This window comes from Stenotrophomonas sp., assembly GCF_050737575.1.
Taxonomy (GTDB): domain Bacteria; phylum Pseudomonadota; class Gammaproteobacteria; order Xanthomonadales; family Xanthomonadaceae; genus Stenotrophomonas.
Genome location: NZ_JBOHXW010000007.1, coordinates 123,703 through 145,394 on the forward strand (window position 1 = coordinate 123,703; position 21,692 = coordinate 145,394).

Below are 21,692 nucleotides of genomic sequence, written 5' to 3' on the forward strand. Positions count from 1 at the left end.
TCATGGAACCTGCGGAGAATTGAAGGCCATAGCAAGGACGACGGATGGAGGCAGGATCAGCCTCCGAATGAATTCCCCGGCCGCAGTGGCGACACTGCGGCTTTTTTTGCTCCACCTGTAGCGCCGAGCGATGCTCGACTTGAGCTTTACCGGCAAGGCCTCTGCCGAGCATGGCTCGGCACTACAGCTCATTCGCCTGCGGCGAATTTCTGCAACGCATCGCCCTGCAGGCGATACACGGTCCATTCGTCCTGCGCTACTGCACCGGCCGCTTTGTAGAACTCGATGGCAGGCGTATTCCAGTCCAGCACCGACCACTCGAAGCGGCCACAGCCCTGCTCCACCGCCAGCTTTGCGATGTGCTGCAGCAGTGCCTTGCCGGCGCCGCTGCCGCGCTGTTCCGGGCTTACATACAGGTCTTCCAGGTAGATGCCGTTGCGGCCCAGCCAGGTGGAGTAATTGTAGAAATAGACCGCGTAGCCAATCGCCTGACCGTCGCGCTCGCACACCAGCGCCTGCGCCTTTGCCTCGGCACCGAACAGGCTGGCACGAATGCCAGCCTCGTCGGTCTGCACCGAGGACTCGGCTTTTTCGTAGATGGCCAGTTCGCGAATGAACTGCAGGATCAGGCCCGCGTCATCGGCGCTGGCAGGACGAATGAGAATGCCGGGCGCCGCCATGGTTCAGCCCCGCGCCGCCGCCACATTGGCGCGCATCTGGGCGATCACGTCGGTGTAGTTCGGGGCGTTGAAAATGGCCGAACCGGCGACGAAGGCGTCGGCACCCGCAGCGGCGATGGCGCCGATGTTGTCGGCCTTCACGCCGCCGTCCACTTCCAGCGTGATCGGCTTGCCGAGCTTGTCGATCATCGTGCGCACCGCGCGCAGCTTGTCCAGCGTGGACGGAATGAACGCCTGGCCGCCGAAACCCGGATTCACCGACATCAGCAGCACCAGGTCCAGGTCTTCCAGCACCCAGTCCAGCACTTCCACCGGCGTGCCCGGATTCAACACCAGGCCGGCCTTGCAGCCGTGCGACTTGATCAGCTGGATGGTGCGGTGCACGTGGCGGCTGGCTTCGGGGTGGAAGCTGATCAGGCTGGCGCCGGCTTCGGCGAAGTCCGGCACGATGCGATCCACCGGCTCGACCATCAGGTGCACGTCGATCGGCGCGGTCACGCCGTGCTTGCGCAGCGCCTGGCAGACCATCGGGCCGATGGTCAGGTTGGGCACGTAATGGTTGTCCATCACATCGAAATGGACCCAATCGGCGCCAGCGGCGAGAACGTTGTCCACCTCTTCGCCCAGCTTGGCGAAATTGGCCGACAGGATGGACGGGGCGATGATGCAGTTGGACATGGCAGGACCTTCAGCGTTTGCGCAGAGTTTTGATGCGGTCGTAGGCGGCGTTGATCTGCCGGGCCTTCTTTTCGGCCTGTTCGCGCAGTTCAGGCGCGGCACCGGCCACTTTGTCGGGGTGGTATTGGGACATCAGCCGGCGGTAGGCCAGGTCGATCTCCGCGTCGGTCGCGTCGCGGGTGACCCCCAGCTCGCGGTAAGGCAGGTCCTTGCCCAGGCGGAACCAGTCGCTGTCGAAGGCGTGCCCCAGGAGCAGACCAATGACCGCGCCGAACAACGGGTTGGGCCTGAAAAGCAGGGCTCCGGCGATGAAACCAAGTAATTTTCCGTACCAGCGCATGGGCAGGTGAATGGGTCTGGGCAGGAGGGCCTTGCATTTTATGCCACAGCGGCCCGATCCGGCTTTACACTAGGCCGCCCGCCGACCAGCCGCGGGCCCCAAGGGTCCCTGCGTGCCGGCGGCTTCACAGCCAAGTCCCAGGAGTGCCCGTGCCAACCACGCTGTTGCAATCCGATCTTCCCGGCCTGCCCTTGCGCCACCGCGGCAAGGTGCGTGATGTGTTCGATATCCCACGCGAACGTCTGCCTGCCGGCACTCCACCGGGCGAATACCTGCTGATCGTGGCCACCGACCGCCTGTCGGCGTTCGACGTGGTGCTGCCCGACCCGATCCCGGGCAAGGGCGAGATGCTGTGCCAGGTGTCCAACTTCTGGTTCGCCAAGACCGCGCACCTGATGCCCAACCACCTGACCGGCATCGATGTGGCCAGCGTGCTGCCCGAAGGCGTGGACCCGGCCCTGTACGCCAAGCGCGCGGTGGTGACCAAGAAGCTCAAGCCGGTCCCGGTGGAAGCCATCGCCCGCGGCTACCTGATTGGTAGCGGCTGGAAGGACTACCAGCGCACCGGCAAGGTCAGCGGCATCCCGCTGCCGAACGACCTGCAGCAGGCTGAAAAGCTGCCGGAAGCGATCTTCACCCCGTCCACCAAGGCCGCCGTGGGTGACCACGACGAGAACATCGACTTCGACGCGATGGTCAAGGCCGTGGGCGCGGATCTGGCCGAGAAGGTGCGCGATGCAACGCTGCGCATCTACAAGTTCGCCGCCGAATACGCGGCCGAGCGCGGCATCCTGCTGGCCGACACCAAGTTTGAATTCGGCACCGATGCCGACGGCCGCCTGTACATCATGGACGAGATGCTGACGCCGGATTCCTCGCGCTACTGGCCGGCCGACGAGTACCAGGTGGGCATCAGCCCGCCGAGCTACGACAAGCAGTTCATCCGCGATTACCTGGAAACGCTGGACTGGGGCAAGACCGCCCCGGGCCCGGAACTGCCGGCTGAAGTGATCGAGCGCACCCGCGCCAAGTACGCCGAAGCGCTGGAAAAGCTGGCCAACATCAGCATCGACTGACGCCCGTCAGTCATCCCCTCACGGACGCGCCCGGGCCCACCGTGCGCGTCCGTAGGGAAGCCGCGCTATGCTCTGCCAGCCAACCCGGGAGGGGACCATGGACATGAGCACCGCGCGACCGGTTGACCGCTATTTCGCGAGTTATTCCGGCGACCACCGCAACAGCACCAACCAAGCCATCCACGTCGTCGCGGTCCCGGCCATCCTGTGGTCCGTGATCGCCCTGCTGTGGTGCATCCCGCCGCTGCTGCCGTGGTTCCAGCACGGCATCTGGGCCGCGCTGGCGATGTTCGGCACCTGGGCCTACTACAACCGACTGTCACGCCCGCTGGGCATCGGCATGCTGATCCTGTTCTTCGTCAGCGGCTGCGTCTGCCGGCTGCTGGAAGATCGCCTCGGCATCCCGATGCTGCTGCGCATCGCCATCGGCGTGTTCGTGCTGGCGTGGATCGCGCAGTTCATCGGCCACAAGATCGAAGGCCGCCGCCCCAGCTTTCTGACCGACCTGACCTATTTGCTGATCGGCCCGATCTGGGTGCTGGCCAAATTGTTCCGGCAATTTGGCTGGCGGTACTGAGGGACGGGAAAAGCCGTAGCCCGGGCAAGCCAGGTTGCGTGATTTGCCTCTTGGCTTGTCCAGCGCGCGCAGGGATTGCGCGGCTGCATCGCAGCCGACGCAGCTACGGCGTGCTTCCAGGCGTGGAAACCATATCCGCCTCGATCAGGAAAGCGCGCGGCGCGTAACCAAAATCCCGCCTTGCCGGTTCGATATCGAAGGCCAATGGCTCCTGCATGCGCGCCAGCGCTTCCGCGTTCATGCCATGCAGCCGCCCGGTGGCATGCGCAGCCCGCAAGGCCAAGCGGAACAGCGCTGTCGGCACGCGCAGCAAACGGGGGCGCGGCTGCAGTGCGGCAAGCACCCGTCGCACCATCTCGCTATAGCCCAACACTTCGCCGCCACCCAGCGCGTAGGCCTGACCGGCCGTCGCCGGAGCGGCCAGCACCTGCATGGCCGCATCCGCCAGATCCTGCACATGCACCGGCTGGCGCAGACCGTTGGCCGATAACGGCAATACGAACACGCCGCTGCGCCGGGCCATGCTGGCAATGATGCTCAGTGTCTTGTCGCGACCGGCACCGTAGACCAGCGTCGGCCGCAGCACCGTGGCAGCGACACCGCGTTCGCGCGAGGTGGCGAACAGGCTGGCTTCGGCCTCACGCAGCCGGCGCGCCACGTCGCGCTCGGCCGGCTCGATGGAATCCCGTTTGACATCCACGCTGGTCGAGCCGAACGCCACCACGCGCGGCGCCTTGATCACGTTGGTGGCGAACCAGCGCGCGAAATGGTCCAGCGGCCCGCAGCTGAAAACCGCATCAAAATCCGCTGCGCCCTGCCAGGTACCCGATAGGTCGCCGGAGATCCATTCCAGCCCGGGCCGGGATTGCTGCGCATGCCGGGAGACGGCGGTGACCTGCCAGCCGGCGTCGTGCAGGTTGGTCAACAACCGCTCGCCGATCTGCCCGCTGCCACCAAATACCAGTGCCCGCAGAGGTCCTTGCTGATTTCGTACGTACTCATCCATGCCGCATAGGATAGAAGATGAAGTGCAGCCTGCGCTGTGGGTAGACTCCAGAGGCCAACCGCGAGGACGACATGACGCTTTCCACCGCCACGCCCACGTCCCTCCTGCTCGCCACCGACCTGAGTGCGCGCTGCGACCGTGCCCTGGCCCGTGCGGTGCAGTTGGCGCGGCAATGGAACGCGCGGTTGGTGGTGGCAACGGTGCTACCGGAGCTGGGCGCCGGTGAGATTTCCTCCAACCTGCTGTCATCCGCGCCGCCACTGGATGACGTGCGTGCGCGGCAACTGGCCGAGCGCCGCCTGCAACGTCTGCTGGATGACCAGGCCGAGGGCTTGGTGGTGGATGTGCGGATCGGCCATGGCCACGTCGGCCGGGCTGCGCTGCAACTGGCGGAGGAGGAAGGCTGCGGGCTGATTGTCACCGGCATCTCCAGCGACCCGCTGTTCGAGTTGCCCATGCTCGGCTCCACCGTGTTGTGGCTGACCCGGCATTCCACCGTGCCAGTGCTGATCGTGCACGACCGCGTGCGTGGGCCGTATCGCAACCTGGCGGTGGCCTGTGATTTCTCCGACAGCACCCAGCATGCGACGCGTCAGGCGCTGGCCTTGTTCGGCGCACCGCTGCAGTTGTCATTGGTGCATGCGCTGGAATCGCCCGGCAGCCTGCTGTTTTCCGGTGACCGCCAAGCAATGCAGGAACACGCCCGCGCCGATGCGCGTGAGCTGGCGCAGGGCTTGCTGGCCGAGCTGCGAGCTTTGCTCGGCGATGCCCATGTGCAGAAGGTGATCGAGCCCGGCGACCCGGCCCGCGTGGTCAGCGAACACGCTCAAGCTGCCGGTTCGGAACTGGTCGTGGTGGCCACACACGGACGCGGCGCACTGTTCAATCTGCTCATCGGCAGCATTGCGCGCCAGCTGGTTGAGACATTGGAAACAGACACGCTATTGGTGCGCGATGCACGTTCTGCAGCGGCAGCCACTGGGGTGATTGGCTCGCCGCCCTGAACCCAAACGGCCCGTTCATAAAAAGCGCGCGGGCGTAAAAAAGCGCCTGTTAGACTCCAAGACCCGCTCGTCTCACACTGCGCTCCCGCATGACGCCAGTCCTGTTGCTGCTCCTCGCATTGCCGTTCCTGTTGGCGGCGGTCATCGCTCTGAATGGCCGCCTGTCCCGGGCCGCAGCGGCATGCCTGGCCGGCGCCGCGCCGGTGCTGGGGGTGGCCATCCTGGGCAGCCTGACGCCGGCAATTCTGGACGGCGAGGTGCTCCGCAGCAGCTGGCAATGGCTGCCGCAGATCGGCCTGGACTTCAGCCTGCGCCTGGACGGGCTGGCCTGGATGTTCGCCGGGCTGGTGCTGGGCATCGGTGCGCTGGTGGTGCTGTACGCACACTACTACCTCTCGCCAAACGACAGCGCGCGCCGCTTCTACAGCTACCTGCTGCTGTTCATGGGCGCGATGCTGGGCATGGTGTTGTCCGGCAACCTGTTGCTGCTGATGGTGTTCTGGGAACTGACCAGCATCAGCTCGTTCCTGCTGATCGGCTTCTGGTCACACCGCAAGGACGCCCGCGAAGGCGCACGCATGGCCTTGATCGTCACCGGCGGTGGCGGCTTGGCGTTGCTGGCCGGCGTGTTGTTGATCGGCCGCATCGTCGGCAGTTTCGACTTGGACGTGGTGCTGGCCTCGGGCGATCTGATCCGCGCCAGTGCGCTGTATCCGTGGGCACTGCTGCTGGTGCTGGCCGGCATCTTCACCAAGAGCGCGCAGTTCCCGTTCCACTTCTGGCTGCCGCATGCGATGGCCGCGCCGACGCCGGTGTCGGCCTACCTGCACTCGGCCACGATGGTGAAGGCCGGCGTGTTCCTGCTGGCGCGCCTGCACCCGGCACTGGCCGGCACCGAATTGTTCTTCTATGTGGTCAGTGGCATTGGTGCGATCACGCTGTTGATCGGTGCATGGAATGCGATCTTCCAGCACGACCTCAAGGGCCTGCTGGCGTATTCGACCATCTCGCACCTGGGTTTGATCACCCTGCTGTTTGGCCTGTCCACGCCGATGGCGGTGGTGGCTGGCGTGTTCCATATCCTCAACCACGCCACCTTCAAGGCCTCGTTGTTCATGGCCGCCGGCATCATCGACCACGAAACCGGCACCCGCGACATGCGCCGGCTCGGTGGCCTGCGGCGGCTGATGCCGATCACCAGCACCCTGGCCATCGTCGCCTCGCTGGCGATGGCCGGCATCCCGCTGCTCAACGGTTTCCTGTCCAAGGAAATGCTGTTCGCCGAAGCGCTGGCGACCGGCGGGCCGGACTGGATGCGCACGGCGGTGAGCGTTGCCGCGTTGCTGGCCGGCGTGCTCGGCGTGGCCTACAGCCTGCGTTTTGTCCACGACACCTTCTTCGGCAAGGGCCCGGTGGATCTGGACGTGGTGCCGCATGAGCCGCCGCGCTGGATGAAGGTGCCGGTGGAAGTGCTGGTGGTGATCTGTCTGGCAGTCGGCATCGCGCCGGCGCTGACCGTCGCCCCGGTGCTGCATGCCGCTGCCGGTTCGATCCTCGGCGCGTCGATGCCTGCCTACAGCCTGTCGGTATGGCATGGCTTCAACCTGCCGCTGGCGATGAGCGCTGCGGGCGTGGTCGGCGGCATCGCGTTGTACTTCGGCCTGCGCCGCTTCATGGACTTGTATGCCGTGCGCAACCGGCCGGTGGGCAAGCACCTGTTCCACCGCTGCCTGGATCTGTTGTTCGGCGTTGCCCATCGCCTCACCAATGCCGTGGCCAATGGCAGCCTGCAGCGGATGTTGATGGCGCTGGTGCTGGTGGCGGTGATCGTGGCCGCCGCGCCGTTCATCGCCAACCCGGCCATGCCGGCGTGGCCGGCACCGCAGCCGATTCCGCTGTTGGGCTGGACCTTGTGGCTGGTGATGCTGGCCTGCGCGTTCGCCGGTCTGTTCCTGTTCCAGCAACGTTTGCTGGCGGTGATCGTGATGGGCGGCACCGGCCTGATGGTGGCGCTGACCTTCGTGTTCCTGTCCGCGCCGGATCTAGCGTTGACCCAGTTGATGGTGGAAATGGTGACGCTGGCGCTGATGCTGCTGGCCATGAACTACCTGCCCGCACAGTCGCCGCCGGAGCATTCGCGCTGGCGCAAGCGCCGCGATGCGGTGATCGCCATCGTTGCCGGTGGCGGCTTGGCCGCATTGGCGTATTCGCTGATGACCCTGCCGCCCAACACCATGGCCGGCGAGTTGCTGGTGCGTTCGTTGCCGGAGGCCTACGGCCACAACGTGGTGAACGTGATCCTGGTCGATTTCCGTGGCTTCGATACGTTTGGTGAGATCACCGTGTTCGGCATCGCCGCGCTGGTGGTGCATGCGCTGCTGCGCCGCTCGCGGATGGCGCCGGAGCAGATCATGCCCGGCCCGCCGATCAAGCTGCCGGTGCCGGCCGATCTGGCGCAGATCATGTTCCCGCTGACGCTGACCGTCTCCATCTTCCTGTTCCTGCGCGGCCACAACGCGCCCGGTGGCGGCTTCATCGCCGGACTGGTGCTGGCGGTGCCGCTGCTGATCCAGTACGTGATCCAGGGCACGGCGTCGGTCGAGTCGCGCTTCGGTTTCGATTACATCCGCTGCATCGGCCTGGGCCTGTTGATCGCCCTGCTCAGCGGCGCGGCGTCGCTGCTCTTCGGCGTGCCGTTCCTGACCAGCGGCCACCTCGACCTGGAGCTGCCGCTGATCGGCACCGTGCCGCTGGCCAGCGCCATTGGCTTCGATACCGGCGTGTACCTGGTGGTGTTTGGCGGGGTGATGCTGATCCTGTCGATGATGGGCACGATCAAGCCCTCGCGCACCCGCAACGCCCGTCATGGCGAGATCGATATCCACCGCCGTTCGGCACGCACCGGGGAGATGCACTGATGGAACTGGCCCTGGCAAGCGCCATTGGCGTACTGGCTGGCATCGGCATCTATTTGATGCTGCGTGCGCGCAGCTTCGATGTGATCCTCGGCATGACGTTTCTGTCCTACGCCACCAACCTGCTGATCTTCAGCGCCGGCCGGCCGGTGATCGGCAAGGCGCCGGTGCTCAAGGACGGCGTCGCCGCCAGCCTGGCGCACTACACCGACCCATTGCCGCAGGCCTTGGTGCTGACCGCCATCGTCATCGCCTTCGCGATGACCGCAGTGAGCATCGTGTTGGCCATGCGCAGCCGCAGCGACAATCACAGCGACCATGTCGATGCCCATGAGCCTGAGCCGGTGATTGCCGCACGCGATGCCGACACGGCGCCGGGAGCCGGCGCATGAATCATCTGGTGATCCTGCCGATCCTGATTCCGCTGCTCGGCGCCTCGCTGTCGTTGTTCATCGAACACCGCCGCTACGGGCCCAAGGTGCAGCGCAGCGTTGCATGGTTGAGCATGGCCGCGTTGTCGGTGGTGGTGGCACTGTTGTTCGCGCAGACCAGCGAAGGCCAGATTTCCGCCTACCTGCTCGGTGACTGGCCGGCGCGCCTGGGCATTGCCTTGGTGGCCGACCGCCTGTCCAGCTGGATGCTCGGCACCACGACGCTACTGGCCATCGGCTGCCTGCTGTACGCCTGCACCGGTTGGGACCGACGTGCGCCGCACTTCCATGCGTTGTTCCAGTTCCAGTTGGTCGGGCTCAACGGCGCGTTTTTGACCGGCGACATCTTCAACCTGTTCGTGTTCTTCGAAGTGCTGCTGATCGCGTCCTACGGCTTGCTGTTGTCTGGCGGCCGTGGCCTGCGCATGCGCATCGGCCTGCATTACGTGGTGTTCAACATCGCCGCCTCGACGCTGTTCCTGATCGCGCTGGGGATGCTGTACGGCACGCTCGGCTCGTTGAACATGGCCGAGATCAGCCAGCGCATCGCCGAGTTGCCGCCGTCGCATCTGAAGTTGGCCAAGGCCGCGCTCGGCCTGTTGTTCCTGGTGTTCTGTTCCAAGGCCGCGTTGCTGCCGCTGTACCTGTGGCTGCCCGAATCGTATGCACGCGCACCGGCCGCCGTGGCGGCGCTGTTCGTGATCATGACCAAGGTCGGCCTGTACGCCGTGCTGCGGGTGAGCACGCTGTGGTTCGGCGCGACTGCCGGCGCGATGGCCGGCTACGGCAGCGACTGGCTGTTGTGGGCCGGTGTCGCCACACTGGTCGTCGCCGCGCTGGGCGCCTTGGCCGCCACGCGCATGAGCGTGCTGGTTGCGTACCTGGTGGTGGTCTCGGCAGCGACGTTGTTCATCGCCTTCGCACTGGGCAACGCCGGCACGATTTCGGCGGGCCTGTTCTACCTGCCGCACAGCACCTTCACTGCGGCGGCGATGTTCCTGATCTCCGACCTGATCCGCCGTCGCCGCATCCGCGCCGGTGAGCGTCGCGAGGGTGAACTCACCGTGCTGCCGGGCAAGACCGTCACCGGCCTGTTGTTCCTGGTCGCTGCCGTGGCCGTGGCCGGCCTGCCGCCGCTGGCCGGTTTCCTGGCCAAGGTGGCGCTGTTGTCGGCAGTGCCCGACGCGCATACCGGCGCGGTGTGGGCCGCCGTGCTCGGCAGCAGCCTGCTGGTGATCATGGGCCTGGCGCGCACCGGCATCCGGTTGTTCTGGCATGTGCCCGGCGACGAAGACGCGCTGCCCGAGCCTTCCGTCGAAGCCCCGCCGCGCCCGTTTGAAACCGCTGCGGCCAGTCTGCTGCTGGCCTACGTGGTGGCAATGACGGTGTTCGCCGCGCCACTGATGCGTCAGACCGACGCCATCGCCGCGCAGCTGCTGACGCCGTCGCAGTACGTCAATGACATACGCGGCACCACGCCGCAGGTGAGGCAGCCATGAGCGCGCGTCGTCCATTGTTGCGCCGGTTGTTCCCATCGCCGGCCCTGTCGATCACCGTCGTGCTGTTCTGGATGGTGATGTCGTCCAGCTTCGACCTGGGCCAGTTCGTACTGGGCCTGCTGCTGGGTCTGGTGATCCCGTTGTTTGCGACGCGCCTGGACCGCGAGTTTGCCCGCCTCGGCACGCTGCGGCCGGTGCCGAAACTGTTGTTCGTGGTGCTGTGGGACATCCTGGTGTCCAACATCCGCGTGGCCATGCAAGTGCTCGGCCCGGAACGTCGACTCAAGCCCGGTTTCATCTGGGTGCCGCTGGACATCGACAACATCCACGGCATCGCCGCGCTGACCAGTTTCATCACGCTGACGCCGGGCACGGTGTCGGCTGCGTTGTCCGAAGACCGCCGCCACCTGCTGGTGCATGTGCTGCATCTTGAGAATGCCGACAACCTGATTACCGAAATCAAGGCACGTTACGAAGCGCCGCTGATGGAGATCTTCCCGTGAACGGATACGCCATTTTCGAGACCACCGTGGTGGTGTGCATGCATGTGGTCGGCATAGCGATGCTGTTGTCGCTGTGGCGCCTGCTGCGCGGCCCGACCGTGCCTGACCGCATCCTCGCGCTGGACACGCTGTCGGTTACCGCCATTGCCGAGCTGATGCTGTTTGGCCTGTATCTGGATTCGGCCATCTACTTTGAAGCGGCTTTGGTGATCGCCATGCTCGGTTTTGGCAGCACCGTGGTGCTAAGCAAATATGTGTTGCGTCGGGACATCGTCGAATGATTACTTTCCTGCAGATCGCGCTGTCGGCACTGCTTGTGTTTGGCTGCTTCTTCATCCTGGTGGGCGCATTGGGATTGGTGCGCTTTTCCGACTTCTTCAAACGCCTGCACGCACCGACCAAGGCCAGCACGCTGGGCGTGGGCTGCGTATTGGTGTGCTCAGTGGCGTATCACATCTTCCTGGGTGTGGACCCGCAGCCGCGCGAGCTGCTGATCACCGTGTTCCTGTTCATCACCGCACCGATCAGCGCCCACCTGATGGCCAAGGCCGCGCTGTCGCTGATGATGGAAAGCCGGCCCGAGCCGCCGAAAGGCAAATCAGACCGGGCCGACGCACCGCAACCGTGATGGTGGCGTCGGACTCCTGCAAGGGACACAGCCTGGCCCAAGCCATGGGCAACTGCGCAGCATTGATCCGACCGCTGGTTCGCGGACTATCGGGAAGTCCAGCCACTTCCCGACCAGATCACCCTTCCTCCAACATTTGACGAAGGCCGGTTGTCCGTATCACCGGGTTGCCAAGCCCTTCCAGTGAAACGCACACCATCTTCCGTGTTCACCAGTGAATCCATGGCCTGGGGAAACTCCAAGGGTGTTTTCCCGGAAAACTCCGGGGCAACGAACAGCCTTCTTGAAGCCCCCTCTCTCACGGCGATGAATACAGAGCGCCAGCTCCTGCTGCCACCGGCACAGCCGACATCCATTGAAACGAATGCGAGATAACGAACTTCCCGCGGCTCGCCATCCCAGCGCACGACGTTCTTTGGATCGAACAACACGGCGCAACCCGTCGCGTTGGCATAAGCGCGCACCACGGCCGGCAAGGTAGCAAGCTCTCTACGCCCCAGCTGCTCCCAGGCTTCAATGTCTCCGACAGTCTGCGCAGAACCGGGAGCCTGAAAACACATCAGCAACAAAAGAAGGGCTGTAACGAACCGTGCTCGCATGGCCTTGTCCCGAATGATCCGAGGCTGCAAAGCATGCAGCCTGCTTTACGGCCTGCGCCGCTCCTGAGTGAAAGCGGCCCCGCTGCATTCAATACAGCAGCGCCAACTCCAACCCCACCCATGCCAGGAACGCGATGAACAACACGCCGCCTTCGCGGCGGGTGATCTTCAGGTCGCCGCGCAGCATCGGGTAGAGCATCAGCACGAACACGATGGCTGCCGGCAGTTCCAGCCGCACGAACGAGGCCGGCAATGGCATCGGCCGCAGCGCGGCCATGCCGCCAATCACCACCAGAATGTTGAACAGGCTGGAGCCGATGACGTGGCCCACCACCATGTCGCCCTGGCCGCGACGTGCCGCCGCGATCGCCGCCGCTACTTCCGGCAGCGCGGTGCCGATAGCCACCGGCAACAGGCCAGCCAACAACGGCGACATGCCCCAGCCGGCGCCGATCACCGGCGCGGCCTGCACCACCCAGCGCGCGCCGTAGTACAGCACCACGGCGGCGATGACCAGGCGGATGATGTTCAAGCCGAGCACGGTGCGGGTGGTGGCGTAGTCGGCGATGTTTTCCTGCAGCTCAACCGGCTCACGGCGCGCGCGCGCCAACAGGAACGCCAGCACGGCGACGAAGCCCAGCAGCAGCACGATGCCTTCGATGCGGCTGATGGCGCCGTCCAGGCCGAACACGATCAACGCCAGCGATGCCACCGCCAGCAGCACCAGCAGCGGCGACAACAAGCGCGTGCGCACCACCAGCGGGTAAGCCAGTGCGGCCAATGCCAGGGTCAGGCCGACGTTGACGATGTTGCTGCCGACCGCATTGCCCAGCGCCAGCTCCTGCGCGCCGACGACGAAGGCGCGCGCGTTGATCGCCAGCTCCGGCAGCGAAGTGCCGAACGCCACCAGCAGCAATCCGGCAACGAAAGGCGACGCACCAAACCGCTGGGCCAGCCCCGAGGCCGCCTTGACGATGGAGTCACCGCCGAGTGCCAGCAGCACCAGCCCCAATACGAACCACACGATTGCTTCAAACATCACACGTCTCTCCCGGCGACGGCGGCGCGAACGTGATGATCACGTCGCGTCAGTTGGTCTGGCAAAGCGTATCAGCCGCAGCCTTCAACGTAGTCCACCTGCGGCGGCAGCCCCACCCGCCAGGCCGTCGCCTTGCCGTCGGCCCCCAGCTCGAACACCAGCGCGCCCTGGCTGCCATCGGCGGCCGGCACGCGCAGCACCTTGCCGCCTTCCACGTATTTGTGCGGCTGCGGTGGCGCTGCCTGCGGATACAGGGCCTGCAACTGCACCAGATCCAGCCCGACCTTGCCACCGCCCGGGGCTGCGATCTCCGCGCTGCGCAGGTCGTAACGGACGAAATGCCCCGACTCGATCATGAAAGCCACCCCGCCCTCGCCCTGCCCGGCCGGTTGCAGGTAGTAGCAGCCGCCATCGGCCGCAGCGTCACCCTGCAGTTCCGCGCCCCAAGCAGTGGCCAGCTGCTCGGCATCCACGCCCAGCTGCGCCGGACCATAGCCCTGCCAGTCGGCATCGCTCTTGGCGACCGCCTCGGCAGCAGGTGCGGGTGCAGGAGCGGGACTGGCGTGAGGCGTGGCCGGCGCCGTCTGGGGCGCGGCAGTGGGCTCTGGCGTGCGATTGCAGGCGACCAGCGCGACGACAAGTACAGCCAGAGGCAATGCGGTGCGGATCATGCGGCCACTCCAGAAGGAAACCGGGGCCGAGTCTAACCACAACCCCGTCATCGGCGCGCAAGTTGTCATCGCGCTTTCACCTGCGCGCAGCAGGCTGGGGCCCCCGCGCTGTCGTCTCTTCCGATCATGCATCCGCGCAAGACCGAACTCGCCCATACCGTGCTGCAGGCCCACCGGGCTCCGCTGGACCTGCGCCAACGCCGTGCGCTGATCCTGTGCGACGGCAATCGCAGCCTGGTCGAGCTCAGTGTGCTGTTGGGCACCGATGCCGCCGCGCTGATCACCGAACTGCAGCGCAACGGCTATCTGGAGGCCTCGGACGCGCCCGCGGTTCCCGTCGCTGTGCCTGCAGCCTCGCCTGCGCCCGCAGTGGAGCGACGACGATCGATGGTGGCGGCGCGCATCTATCTGTTGGACATCCTGGCGCTGCAGCGCAACCCAACCGCCGCGCAGTTGCACAAGGTGCTGCAGGCCACGCGCGAGGAAGAGGACACCATCAATGCACTGCAGCTGGCATTGGCGCACCTGCCCGCCATCACCTCCGACGGTTACGCGCAGCGCGTGCGTGCGCGGTTGCAGGAAGTCGTGCCCGAGGCGCATCTGGCAGCGATGCACGAGAACGCGATGCTGCCGACGTAGATAGTCGGTTGTTGGGAAATTTCATCCCCGCCTGCGGGGGCGCGGCAGGAGCGGCCTTGGCCGCGAAGCTGATGGTGCTGCCGTTCAACGAAACGTCGCTATCTGCGGCTGTTGGATGACAGGCGATCCGCAGCGGACGCGGCACCGGCTTCGCGGCCAAGGCCGCTCCTACCATCAGCTGCTGTTGGAATTTTCACCCGATCCACGAATCAGAATGCCGTCGCAGGCTGGGATGCAGCACAGCGCAATCCCAGCGTTTCGCGATGCTGGGATTACATCCCAGCCTACGGAAGCCGGTTACCGGCGGCATGACCGCGCCGCGCGGCGTCATTCCTTCGGCGGAATGAAGTTATCGCGCAGGCCGCTCCAGCACGCTTGATAACCGCGCTGGCGATGCCCGGCGGCAATGGCCTGCTCGCTCGGGCAGATCACACCGCGCGTCTCGAACATGAAGGCCATGGTGTCGGTAACCACGTCCGGCTTGGACAGATCGGCACTGGATGCCTTGTCGAAGGTTGCCGCATCCGGGCCGTGGCCGCTCATGCAGTTGTGCAGCGACGCACCGCCGGGCACGAAGCCTTCGGCCTTGGCGTCGTAGGCACCGTGGATCAGGCCCATGAACTCGCTGGCGATGTTGCGGTGGAACCACGGCGGACGGAACGTGTTCTGCGCCACCAGCCAGCGCGGCGGGAAGATCACGAAATCCAGGTTGCTGGTGCCGGGCGTGTCACTGGCCGAATGCAGTACCAGGAAAATCGACGGATCCGGGTGGTCATGGCTGATCGAGCCAATGGTGTTGAAGTGACGCAGGTCGTAGCGGTACGGCGCGTAATTGCCGTGCCAGCCGACCACGTCCAGCGGCGAATGATTGATGTCCGCACGCCACAAGCGCCCGTGGAATTTGGCGACGAGTTCAAACTGGCCTTCGAGGTTTTCGTAGGCGGCGACCGGCGTTTCAAAGTCGCGCGGATTGGCCAGACCGTTGCTGCCAATCGGGCCGAGGTCGGGCAGCTTGAGCAATGCGCCGAAGTTCTCGCAGACGTAACCACGCGCCTGCCCGTCCGGCAGTTCAACGGCAAAGCGCACGCCACGCGGAATCACCGCGATCTGCTGCGGCTCAATGTCGATCACGCCCATCTCGGTGCGCAGCCGCAAGCGGCCCAGCTGCGGCACGATCAGCAGCTCGCCATCGGCGTTGTAGAAGTAGCGGCCGCGCATGTCGGCATTGGCCGCATACATGTGGATGCCGGCACCGGTGTGTGCCTCGGGCGCGCCATTGCCGCCCATCGTGTACAGGCCTTCGATGAAGTCGGTGGGTGCGCTCGGCAGCGGCAATGGATCCCAGCGCAACTGGTTCGGCGACACCGCCGCGTGGCTGAACTCGCCATGCAGGTTGGGCTGCGCGAACGGCGTGAACTCACCGTGCATCACCGCCGGACGGATGCGGTACAGCCAGCTGCGGCGGTTGCTGCCGCGCGGCGCGGTGAACGCGGTGCCGGTCAACTGCTCGGCATACAGCCCATGCGCAACGCGCTGCGGCGAATTGCGGCCCACCGGCAACGTGCCGGGCACCGCCTCGGTGGCGAACTCGTTGCCGAAGCCGGATTGATAACCGTTGCTGACCATCGCGGACCTGCCTGTGTTGTTGCTTGTAAGCCCCTCTCCCGCGCGCGGGAGAGGGGTTGGGGTAAGGGGAAGCTTTTGCCGTGATCCTAAAGCAACTGGCTGATCCGGTTACCGCGGAAATCAACAGCAACTGCCAGGGCCTGCCCTCACCCCAACCCCTCTCCCGCATGCGGGAGAGGGGCTCAAGCAAAGGCTTGAAGCAAAGCGCTTACAACACACCACGGTCCATCTGGTCGCGCTCGATGCTCTCGAACAGGGCCTGGAAGTTGCCCTCGCCAAACCCTTCATTGCCCTTGCGCTGGATGATCTCGAAGAAGATCGGGCCGATGCAGTTCTTGGTGAAGATCTGCAGCAGCTTGCGCTGTTTGGTTTCCGGGTCGGCGTCGATCAGGATCTTGTTCCTGCGCAGGCGCTCCACGTCTTCGCCATTGTCAGGAATACGCAGGTCCACCACGTCGAAGTAGGTGTCCGGCGTATCCAGGAAATCAATGCCCTGCGCGCGCATCGCTTCAACGGTGTCGTAGATGTTGTCGGTGAAACAGGCGATGTGCTGGATGCCCTCGCCCTTGTACGCGTCCAGGTATTCGTTGATCTGGCTCTTCGGGTCGGATGACTCGTTGAGCGGGATGCGCACGATGCCATCCGGCGCGGTCATCGCCTTGGACACCAGGCCGGTCTTGGCGCCCTTGATGTCGAAGTAGCGGATCTCGCGGAAGTTGAACAAGCGCTCGTAGTAATCCGACCACTGCTGCATGTTGCCCAGATACAGGTTGTGGGTGAGGTGGTCGATGAAGGTCAGGCCAAAGCCCTTCGGGTTCTGGTCGGCGCCTTCCACCGGCACGTAATCGGTGTCGTAGATGCTGCCCTTGTCGCCGTAACGGTCCACCAGATACAGCATGCAATCGCCGATGCCCTTGATCACCGGGGCCGGCACCGCGCGCGAGTCGGCCAGCAGGGTCACTTCCTCGGCACCGTTGCCCAGCGCGGCGGCCAGCACGTCGGCGGCCGGCTTCTGGAAGCGGATGGCGAAGCCGCAGGCGCTGGGTCCGTGCTTGGCGGCGAAGTCAGCGGCGAAGGAGTCCGGCTCCTCATTCACGAGGAAGTTGACGCCGCCTTGACGGTAGACGGTAATAGCACGCTGCCGGTGGCGGAGTACGGCCGTGAACCCCATGTTCCGGAAGTACGCGTGCAGTTGCTCTGCCTGACCGGCCGGCGCTGCAAACTCAACGAACTCAAAACCATCGATACCCATCGGGTTTTCAAAGGTGGTGACCTGCATACCCAGGTTGGGTGCGTGGGTTGCAGCGTGGGTTTCGGTGTTCATGGGTTGCCTCCGGAAGCGTGACCGCCGCCCAACAGCGGCGACAGGAAAACAGGGAGATCCGCGCGATATTGCGGATCAGTGTCGAAGGTTATAGTTTCACATGAAACCACCATCAAGGTGCACTGCAGCATGAGTTCTTCTGACTACAGCAAGTCCACCAGCATCCGGGCCTCGCACGTCCTGTTGGATCTTGAGCAATTCCTGCCCTACCGCATCAGCGTCCTCTCCAACCGGGTCAGCGGCAACATCGCCCGGCTGTACGGCGAACGCTATGGCCTGGCCATCCCCGAATGGCGCGTGATCACCATCCTGGCGCTGTACCCGGGCTCCTCGGCCAGTGAGGTGTCCGAGCGCACCGCAATGGACAAGGTGGCCGTCAGCCGCGCCGTGGCGCGCCTGCTGGAGCGTGGCTTCATCAAACGCGAGACGCACGGCGACGACCGTCGTCGCTCGGTGCTGGCCTTGTCGGCGGCTGGGTTCGAGGTCTACGAGACCATCGCGCCGATGGTCATCGAGATGGACCGCCGCCTGATGTCGGTGCTGACCGAGGAAGAGGAGCAGGTGCTGGAGCGTTTGATCACGCGTCTGGCCGACGCCGGTCTGTCGCGGATGGCCGAAGGCTGAGTACGGTCGCGGCGGTGCTTGTGGTGCAGGCTGTCCGGCGATTTCTGTAGAGCGGAGCCATGCTCCGCTGACGCGTTGCCGGTGACGCCTCTGCCGAGCGTGGCCCGGCACTACCGCCCTGGCTCAGCTCAGGTGCTTGCGCCGCGCATAGATCCACGGCGCGGCCAACGCGGCGATGGCACCACCGGCAAAGCCCAGTGCTGCCGCGACCGCCGCCGCTTCAACGCGACCGGGCAGCGCCAGCGCCGCGATCAGCAACAAGGCGGCAGGCAGGCCGATAAACGAGGTCAGGAAAAAGCGCCAGCGCGGCACCCAAGTGTGCAGCTGCATCAGGCTTGCGCCGCTCCACGCCTCGCCGGCCCGATCACGTCCGATTTTGTCCACAAGCTTGACCAGATCCACCTCGACGATGGACTTGCCAGCGCGCGCCAGCGTCAACTCAGCGCCAACTTCGGCCGGAGCGGGCCAGTTCGACGGCCACGGTTCTGGCGCAGCCACGCCATAGGCAGTCAGCAACGGTAGCGTCAATGACGGCACCGACAGCGCGCGCAACTTGCGCTTGTCCAGTACGCACCACACTTGCGTCGTGCCATCGCAATCAGCCAGATACAAGGCCAATTGCTCGGGCGCCGGATACGGCAAGGCGGTGACGCGCGCGGCCAGGGTTTCCGCCCCCATCGCACGCAGAAAACCCACGCGACCACGACCGCTGTGCGCCCATGCCAACCCCAGTGGCGACAGCAGCATCACTTCGGCCAGGTCGGTGTTGCCGGGGACCGAGCGGTCATCACTGCCCAGATACGCCATCAAGGATTTCGGCTCGGCGACGTCGTGCTTGCCCCAACGCTGCGAGTGCCCAAGCAGGAATTTGAGCGGCACCCGCGCAGCGACGGTTTCACCGCGTGCACTGTCCGAGGCGAACGGCACCACCGAGGCGACGAAGGCGCGCAGCTCATTGCCGGGTGACGTGCTCCATTCCGATGGCAACAACCCGGCCAGCAGCCCGTTGCGGGCCAGCTGATCGACCTGCTCCTTCTGCTCGACCAGCCGCGTCACTGCCGCCTGCAACATGATGTTGGGCGGCACAGCGGCCTGCGGCAGCCGCGAGTGCGGTTGTGCGGGGGCGGTGTCATCGGCTTCCGGCGCATCGTCCAGCAGCGCATCCACGGTTGGCAGGCTGATGCCGGCCGGATCGTTCGCGAGGGATTCGGCGGTGCTGGCAGCTGGCGGCATGGCGGGAGACGGCCTTGGCCGGAATGCAGAAGGATTGATCCGTTAGCGGCCGCGCGGCGTGGAAATAAAGGTGTGGCAATCCGGCGCCCCGTTCTTTTCTCGTGGGCAGAAGGAGGAGGCTGCGGTGAGGAATTGATTTGTGCTGGGAACTCAAGCGTCCCGCGATGACACGCAAAGCAACGGCCCCCCCTCCCCGACCCTCCGCTGCGCGCAAGGGAGGGGGCGAAGCTGCACGTACTCGCGGATAGAGGGGGTAACCCCGCTTGCGCTTTGCACAAGATCAAGACGAAACCGCCTGTTTCTCCGCAACGAAGTCGAAGCAAACACCACAAACAACAACGGCGCCCTTGGGCGCCGTCGCGTGTTGCAGGAACCACCGGCTTACTTCGCCGGCGGTGCCCATTCCTTGAGAAACGCGAAGAACTTGGCGCGGTCGTAACCCTTGCCCTTCTCCAGCTCACCGGTGAACTGCGAATGCAGCAACTGGCCTTCGCCGTCCAGCACGAACAGATGCGGATACCCCTTGATTTCAGGGAAGCGGGACAGGAACGCCTTGTTCTCGTTGTCCTCGCTGTAGTTGACCTTCATCCACACGTAGTTGGCATCACGGAAGCGGCGGATCTCCGAATCACCTTCCATGAAGGCGTCCAGCAAATGGCACCACGAGCACCACTCGCCGCCCACATCCAACATGATCCGCTTGCCGCCGCGCTGGGCTTCGACCTTGGCCGTTTCCAGGTCGGCGACCGGGTCACGGGCCGGGTCGAACTGTGCGTTGAGACCAGCCACTGCGGCGATGTCCGCCGCAGTGGGGGTGTTACCCGATGCCACCGGTTGGCTGGTATCGGCCACCGGTGCCTTCTGTTCGGAGGTGTCCAACGGCTGCACTTTTTCCGGTGCCTGTGCAGGCGGCTGTGTGCAGCCGGCCAGTGCGACGGTGAGCAGCAGGGGAAGCATTCCGAACATCAGTTTCATCGTTGTTTCCTCACTTCACGCCGTGCATCAGCTTCTGCACCAGCGGGGCGATCAGGAACAGCAGCACGCCGCCGCCGATCAGGATCCAGAAGCCCATCGTGTAACCGGAATGGGCCGACTGCACGGTCATGCCACCGGCGCCACTGACGTGGCCGGCGAACAGACCGGCGAGGTTGTTGCCGATGCCGGTGGACAGGAACCAGCCACCCATCGCAAAGCCCACCAGACGTACCGGCGCCAACTTGGTGACCATCGACAGACCGATCGGCGACAGGCACAGCTCACCGATGGACTGGATCCAGTACACCGCGAACAGCGTCCAGAACGGGATCTTGTTGGTGCCCGGGTCGAGCATGCTGGACAGCGCGAACATCAGCAGCAGGAACGCCAGGCCGTTGAAGATCAGGCCCAGGCCGAACTTGCGCGGGATCGACGGATTGGCCTTGCCCAGACGCACCCACAGCCACGCCAGTACCGGCGCCAGGGTGATGATGGCCACCGAGTTGACCGACTGGAACCACGCGGTCGGGAAGGTCCAGTCACCGAACTGACGGTCGACGATACGGTCGGCCAGGAAGGTGAAGGAGCTGCCGGCCTGCTCGAAGAACATCCAGAACAACACGTTGAAGGTGAAAATGATCAGCATCGCGATCACGCGATTGCGTGCGACCTTGCCTTCGCGGATGCCCTCGACCAGCAGCATGATGCCCAGGCCGATGAACATCACCGTCAGGATCACCTGCAACACGTTGGCGCCAGCATTGAGCAGGCCGTACATCACCGGGATGGCGACCAGGCAGGCGATGGCGGTCTTGATGACCGGGCCACTGCCCTGCTTGTCCGGCAGCGGCGCGCCGATGCCCTTCAGGTGGCGACGCTCCAGCTGGAACCACAACAGGCTGATCAGCATGCCGACGCCCGAGGCGATGAACACCATCTTGTAGGCCGGCATGGCGTCGGTGCCGAACACCTTCTGCGCCAGGATCTGGGTGAGGATCGGCGAGATCATCGCACCCATGTTGATGCCCATGTAGAAGATGGTGAAGCCCGAATCGCGGCGTTCGTCATCCAGCTTGTAGAGCTTGCCCACCATCGTGGAGATGTTCGGCTTGAACAGGCCGTTGCCGACGATGATCGTGGCCAGGCCCAGGTTGAAAATCTGCTGGTTCGGAATGGCGATCATGAACAAGCCGGCCGCCATGATCACCGCACCCATCAGGATCGAGCGCTGGTAACCAATGATCCGGTCGGCGGCATAGCCACCAAAAATCGCACCCGCATACACCAACGCCAGGTAGGCACCGTAGGTATGGCTGGCCGATTCCTCGCCCGTGGCGTTGCCGCCGTAGAACTGCGAGACGATGTACAGCACCAGCGCCCAGCGGATGCCGTAGAACGCAAAGCGTTCCCAGAACTCGGTCATGAACAGCATCCACAACGGACGCGGGTGACCAAGTGTTGTCTTGAACTCCGGCACGGGCGCCGGGGTTGTTGCTGAATTGGGCGCGGCAGCGCTCATGCGGGTGTCCCCTGAAAGCAAATGGGAAAAAATACGAAGAAGTCGGCCGGAACCGGCGCGACGGGCGAGGATCACAGAAGCGTCGGCTTCACGTCAAATCCACATC

23 protein-coding genes are annotated in these 21,692 nt (G+C 64.8%); 11 read left to right on the forward strand and 12 right to left on the reverse strand.

The annotated features are described in order from the left end of the window. Positions 1–188 precede the first annotated feature (188 nt). The 3 genes from ACREP4_RS14025 to ACREP4_RS14035 are packed head-to-tail and all read right to left on the reverse strand — an operon-like array spanning position 189 to position 1,698. Positions 189–680: an N-acetyltransferase family protein gene (locus ACREP4_RS14025; RefSeq protein WP_431596802.1), complete on the reverse strand. Its 492-nt coding sequence runs from the start codon at positions 678–680 to the stop codon at positions 189–191. Positions 681–683: 3 nt separating this feature from the next. After that, positions 684–1,358, reverse strand: coding sequence for a ribulose-phosphate 3-epimerase (gene rpe, locus ACREP4_RS14030; protein WP_431596803.1), 675 nt, complete (start codon positions 1,356–1,358; stop codon positions 684–686). A 10-nt stretch (positions 1,359–1,368) separates the two neighbouring features. Further along, on the reverse strand, positions 1,369–1,698 hold the full coding sequence (locus ACREP4_RS14035) for a J domain-containing protein (RefSeq protein ID WP_431596804.1): 330 nt from the start codon (positions 1,696–1,698) through the stop codon (positions 1,369–1,371). A gap of 149 nt (positions 1,699–1,847) precedes the next feature. Between ACREP4_RS14035 and ACREP4_RS14040 the strand changes: the two genes are divergently transcribed. Both ACREP4_RS14040 and ACREP4_RS14045 read left to right on the forward strand, forming a co-directional pair. Further along, complete coding sequence (locus ACREP4_RS14040; protein WP_431596805.1) at positions 1,848–2,774, forward strand: phosphoribosylaminoimidazolesuccinocarboxamide synthase; 927 nt, start codon at positions 1,848–1,850, stop codon at positions 2,772–2,774. Positions 2,775–2,871: 97 nt separating this feature from the next. Next, complete coding sequence (locus ACREP4_RS14045; protein ID WP_431596806.1) at positions 2,872–3,351, forward strand: DUF962 domain-containing protein; 480 nt, start codon at positions 2,872–2,874, stop codon at positions 3,349–3,351. Positions 3,352–3,454: 103 nt separating this feature from the next. On the opposite strand, the gene ACREP4_RS14050 is transcribed toward ACREP4_RS14045, so the two are convergent. After that, positions 3,455–4,357, reverse strand: coding sequence for an NAD-dependent epimerase/dehydratase family protein (locus ACREP4_RS14050; RefSeq protein WP_431596807.1), 903 nt, complete (start codon positions 4,355–4,357; stop codon positions 3,455–3,457). 71 nt (positions 4,358–4,428) lie between these two features. Between ACREP4_RS14050 and ACREP4_RS14055 the strand changes: the two genes are divergently transcribed. The 7 genes from ACREP4_RS14055 (at position 4,429) to ACREP4_RS14085 (ending at position 11,337) form a co-directional block, all read left to right on the forward strand. Continuing rightward, positions 4,429–5,361, forward strand: coding sequence for a universal stress protein (locus ACREP4_RS14055; protein WP_431596808.1), 933 nt, complete (start codon positions 4,429–4,431; stop codon positions 5,359–5,361). 89 nt (positions 5,362–5,450) lie between these two features. Then, positions 5,451–8,279 carry a monovalent cation/H+ antiporter subunit A gene (locus ACREP4_RS14060; RefSeq protein ID WP_431596809.1) on the forward strand — a complete coding sequence of 943 codons (2,829 nt, stop codon included), beginning with the start codon at positions 5,451–5,453 and terminating at the stop codon, positions 8,277–8,279. After that, positions 8,279–8,668 (forward strand): Na+/H+ antiporter subunit C, encoded by a 390-nt coding sequence (locus ACREP4_RS14065; protein ID WP_431596810.1) that lies wholly within the window; start codon positions 8,279–8,281, stop codon positions 8,666–8,668. The genes ACREP4_RS14060 and ACREP4_RS14065 overlap by 1 nt, the downstream gene beginning before the upstream one ends. Beyond that, on the forward strand, positions 8,665–10,206 hold the full coding sequence (locus ACREP4_RS14070; protein ID WP_431596811.1) for a monovalent cation/H+ antiporter subunit D: 1,542 nt from the start codon (positions 8,665–8,667) through the stop codon (positions 10,204–10,206). Before ACREP4_RS14065 ends, ACREP4_RS14070 begins: the two co-directional genes overlap by 4 nt. Continuing rightward, positions 10,203–10,709: a Na+/H+ antiporter subunit E gene (locus ACREP4_RS14075; protein ID WP_431596812.1), complete on the forward strand. Its 507-nt coding sequence runs from the start codon at positions 10,203–10,205 to the stop codon at positions 10,707–10,709. Before ACREP4_RS14070 ends, ACREP4_RS14075 begins: the two co-directional genes overlap by 4 nt. Positions 10,710–10,747: 38 nt before the next feature. Continuing rightward, complete coding sequence (locus ACREP4_RS14080) at positions 10,748–10,990, forward strand: K+/H+ antiporter subunit F (RefSeq protein WP_431596914.1); 243 nt, start codon at positions 10,748–10,750, stop codon at positions 10,988–10,990. Further along, a complete protein-coding gene (locus tag ACREP4_RS14085; RefSeq protein ID WP_431596813.1) occupies positions 10,987–11,337 on the forward strand; it encodes a Na+/H+ antiporter subunit G in 351 nt (116 codons plus the stop codon). The genes ACREP4_RS14080 and ACREP4_RS14085 overlap by 4 nt, the downstream gene beginning before the upstream one ends. A gap of 86 nt (positions 11,338–11,423) precedes the next feature. On the opposite strand, the gene ACREP4_RS14090 is transcribed toward ACREP4_RS14085, so the two are convergent. The 3 genes from ACREP4_RS14090 to ACREP4_RS14100 form a co-directional block, all read right to left on the reverse strand. After that, positions 11,424–11,936 (reverse strand): hypothetical protein, encoded by a 513-nt coding sequence (locus tag ACREP4_RS14090; protein ID WP_431596814.1) that lies wholly within the window; start codon positions 11,934–11,936, stop codon positions 11,424–11,426. Between the two features lie 88 nt (positions 11,937–12,024). Continuing rightward, positions 12,025–12,975: a calcium/sodium antiporter gene (locus ACREP4_RS14095; RefSeq protein ID WP_431596815.1), complete on the reverse strand. Its 951-nt coding sequence runs from the start codon at positions 12,973–12,975 to the stop codon at positions 12,025–12,027. A 71-nt stretch (positions 12,976–13,046) separates the two neighbouring features. After that, positions 13,047–13,625: a lectin gene (locus tag ACREP4_RS14100; protein ID WP_431596915.1), complete on the reverse strand. Its 579-nt coding sequence runs from the start codon at positions 13,623–13,625 to the stop codon at positions 13,047–13,049. A 147-nt stretch (positions 13,626–13,772) separates the two neighbouring features. Here ACREP4_RS14100 and ACREP4_RS14105 point away from each other — a divergent pair, with 147 nt between their 5' ends. Beyond that, positions 13,773–14,285: a hypothetical protein gene (locus tag ACREP4_RS14105; protein WP_431596816.1), complete on the forward strand. Its 513-nt coding sequence runs from the start codon at positions 13,773–13,775 to the stop codon at positions 14,283–14,285. 327 nt (positions 14,286–14,612) lie between these two features. Here the strand turns inward: ACREP4_RS14105 and hmgA are convergent, their stop codons facing one another. Together hmgA and hppD are read right to left on the reverse strand one after the other, a co-directional pair. After that, positions 14,613–15,911 (reverse strand): homogentisate 1,2-dioxygenase, encoded by a 1,299-nt coding sequence (gene hmgA / locus ACREP4_RS14110; RefSeq protein WP_431596817.1) that lies wholly within the window; start codon positions 15,909–15,911, stop codon positions 14,613–14,615. A gap of 208 nt (positions 15,912–16,119) precedes the next feature. Then, positions 16,120–17,190 carry a 4-hydroxyphenylpyruvate dioxygenase gene (hppD, locus tag ACREP4_RS14115; protein WP_431596916.1) on the reverse strand — a complete coding sequence of 357 codons (1,071 nt, stop codon included), beginning with the start codon at positions 17,188–17,190 and terminating at the stop codon, positions 16,120–16,122. A gap of 174 nt (positions 17,191–17,364) precedes the next feature. On the opposite strand from hppD, the gene ACREP4_RS14120 reads away from it, so the two are divergent. Further along, positions 17,365–17,859 carry a MarR family winged helix-turn-helix transcriptional regulator gene (locus ACREP4_RS14120; RefSeq protein ID WP_431596818.1) on the forward strand — a complete coding sequence of 165 codons (495 nt, stop codon included), beginning with the start codon at positions 17,365–17,367 and terminating at the stop codon, positions 17,857–17,859. 123 nt (positions 17,860–17,982) lie between these two features. Here ACREP4_RS14120 and ACREP4_RS14125 read toward each other — a convergent pair whose 3' ends face one another. From ACREP4_RS14125 to ACREP4_RS14135, 3 genes are all read right to left on the reverse strand, one after another. Then, entirely contained in the window at positions 17,983–19,092 is a 1,110-nt protein-coding gene (locus ACREP4_RS14125) for a hypothetical protein (protein ID WP_431596819.1), read from the reverse strand. A gap of 381 nt (positions 19,093–19,473) precedes the next feature. Next, complete coding sequence (locus ACREP4_RS14130; protein ID WP_431596820.1) at positions 19,474–20,067, reverse strand: thioredoxin family protein; 594 nt, start codon at positions 20,065–20,067, stop codon at positions 19,474–19,476. A 10-nt stretch (positions 20,068–20,077) separates the two neighbouring features. Then, positions 20,078–21,586, reverse strand: coding sequence for a peptide MFS transporter (locus ACREP4_RS14135; protein WP_431596821.1), 1,509 nt, complete (start codon positions 21,584–21,586; stop codon positions 20,078–20,080). Between the last annotated feature and the right edge of the window lie 106 nt (positions 21,587–21,692).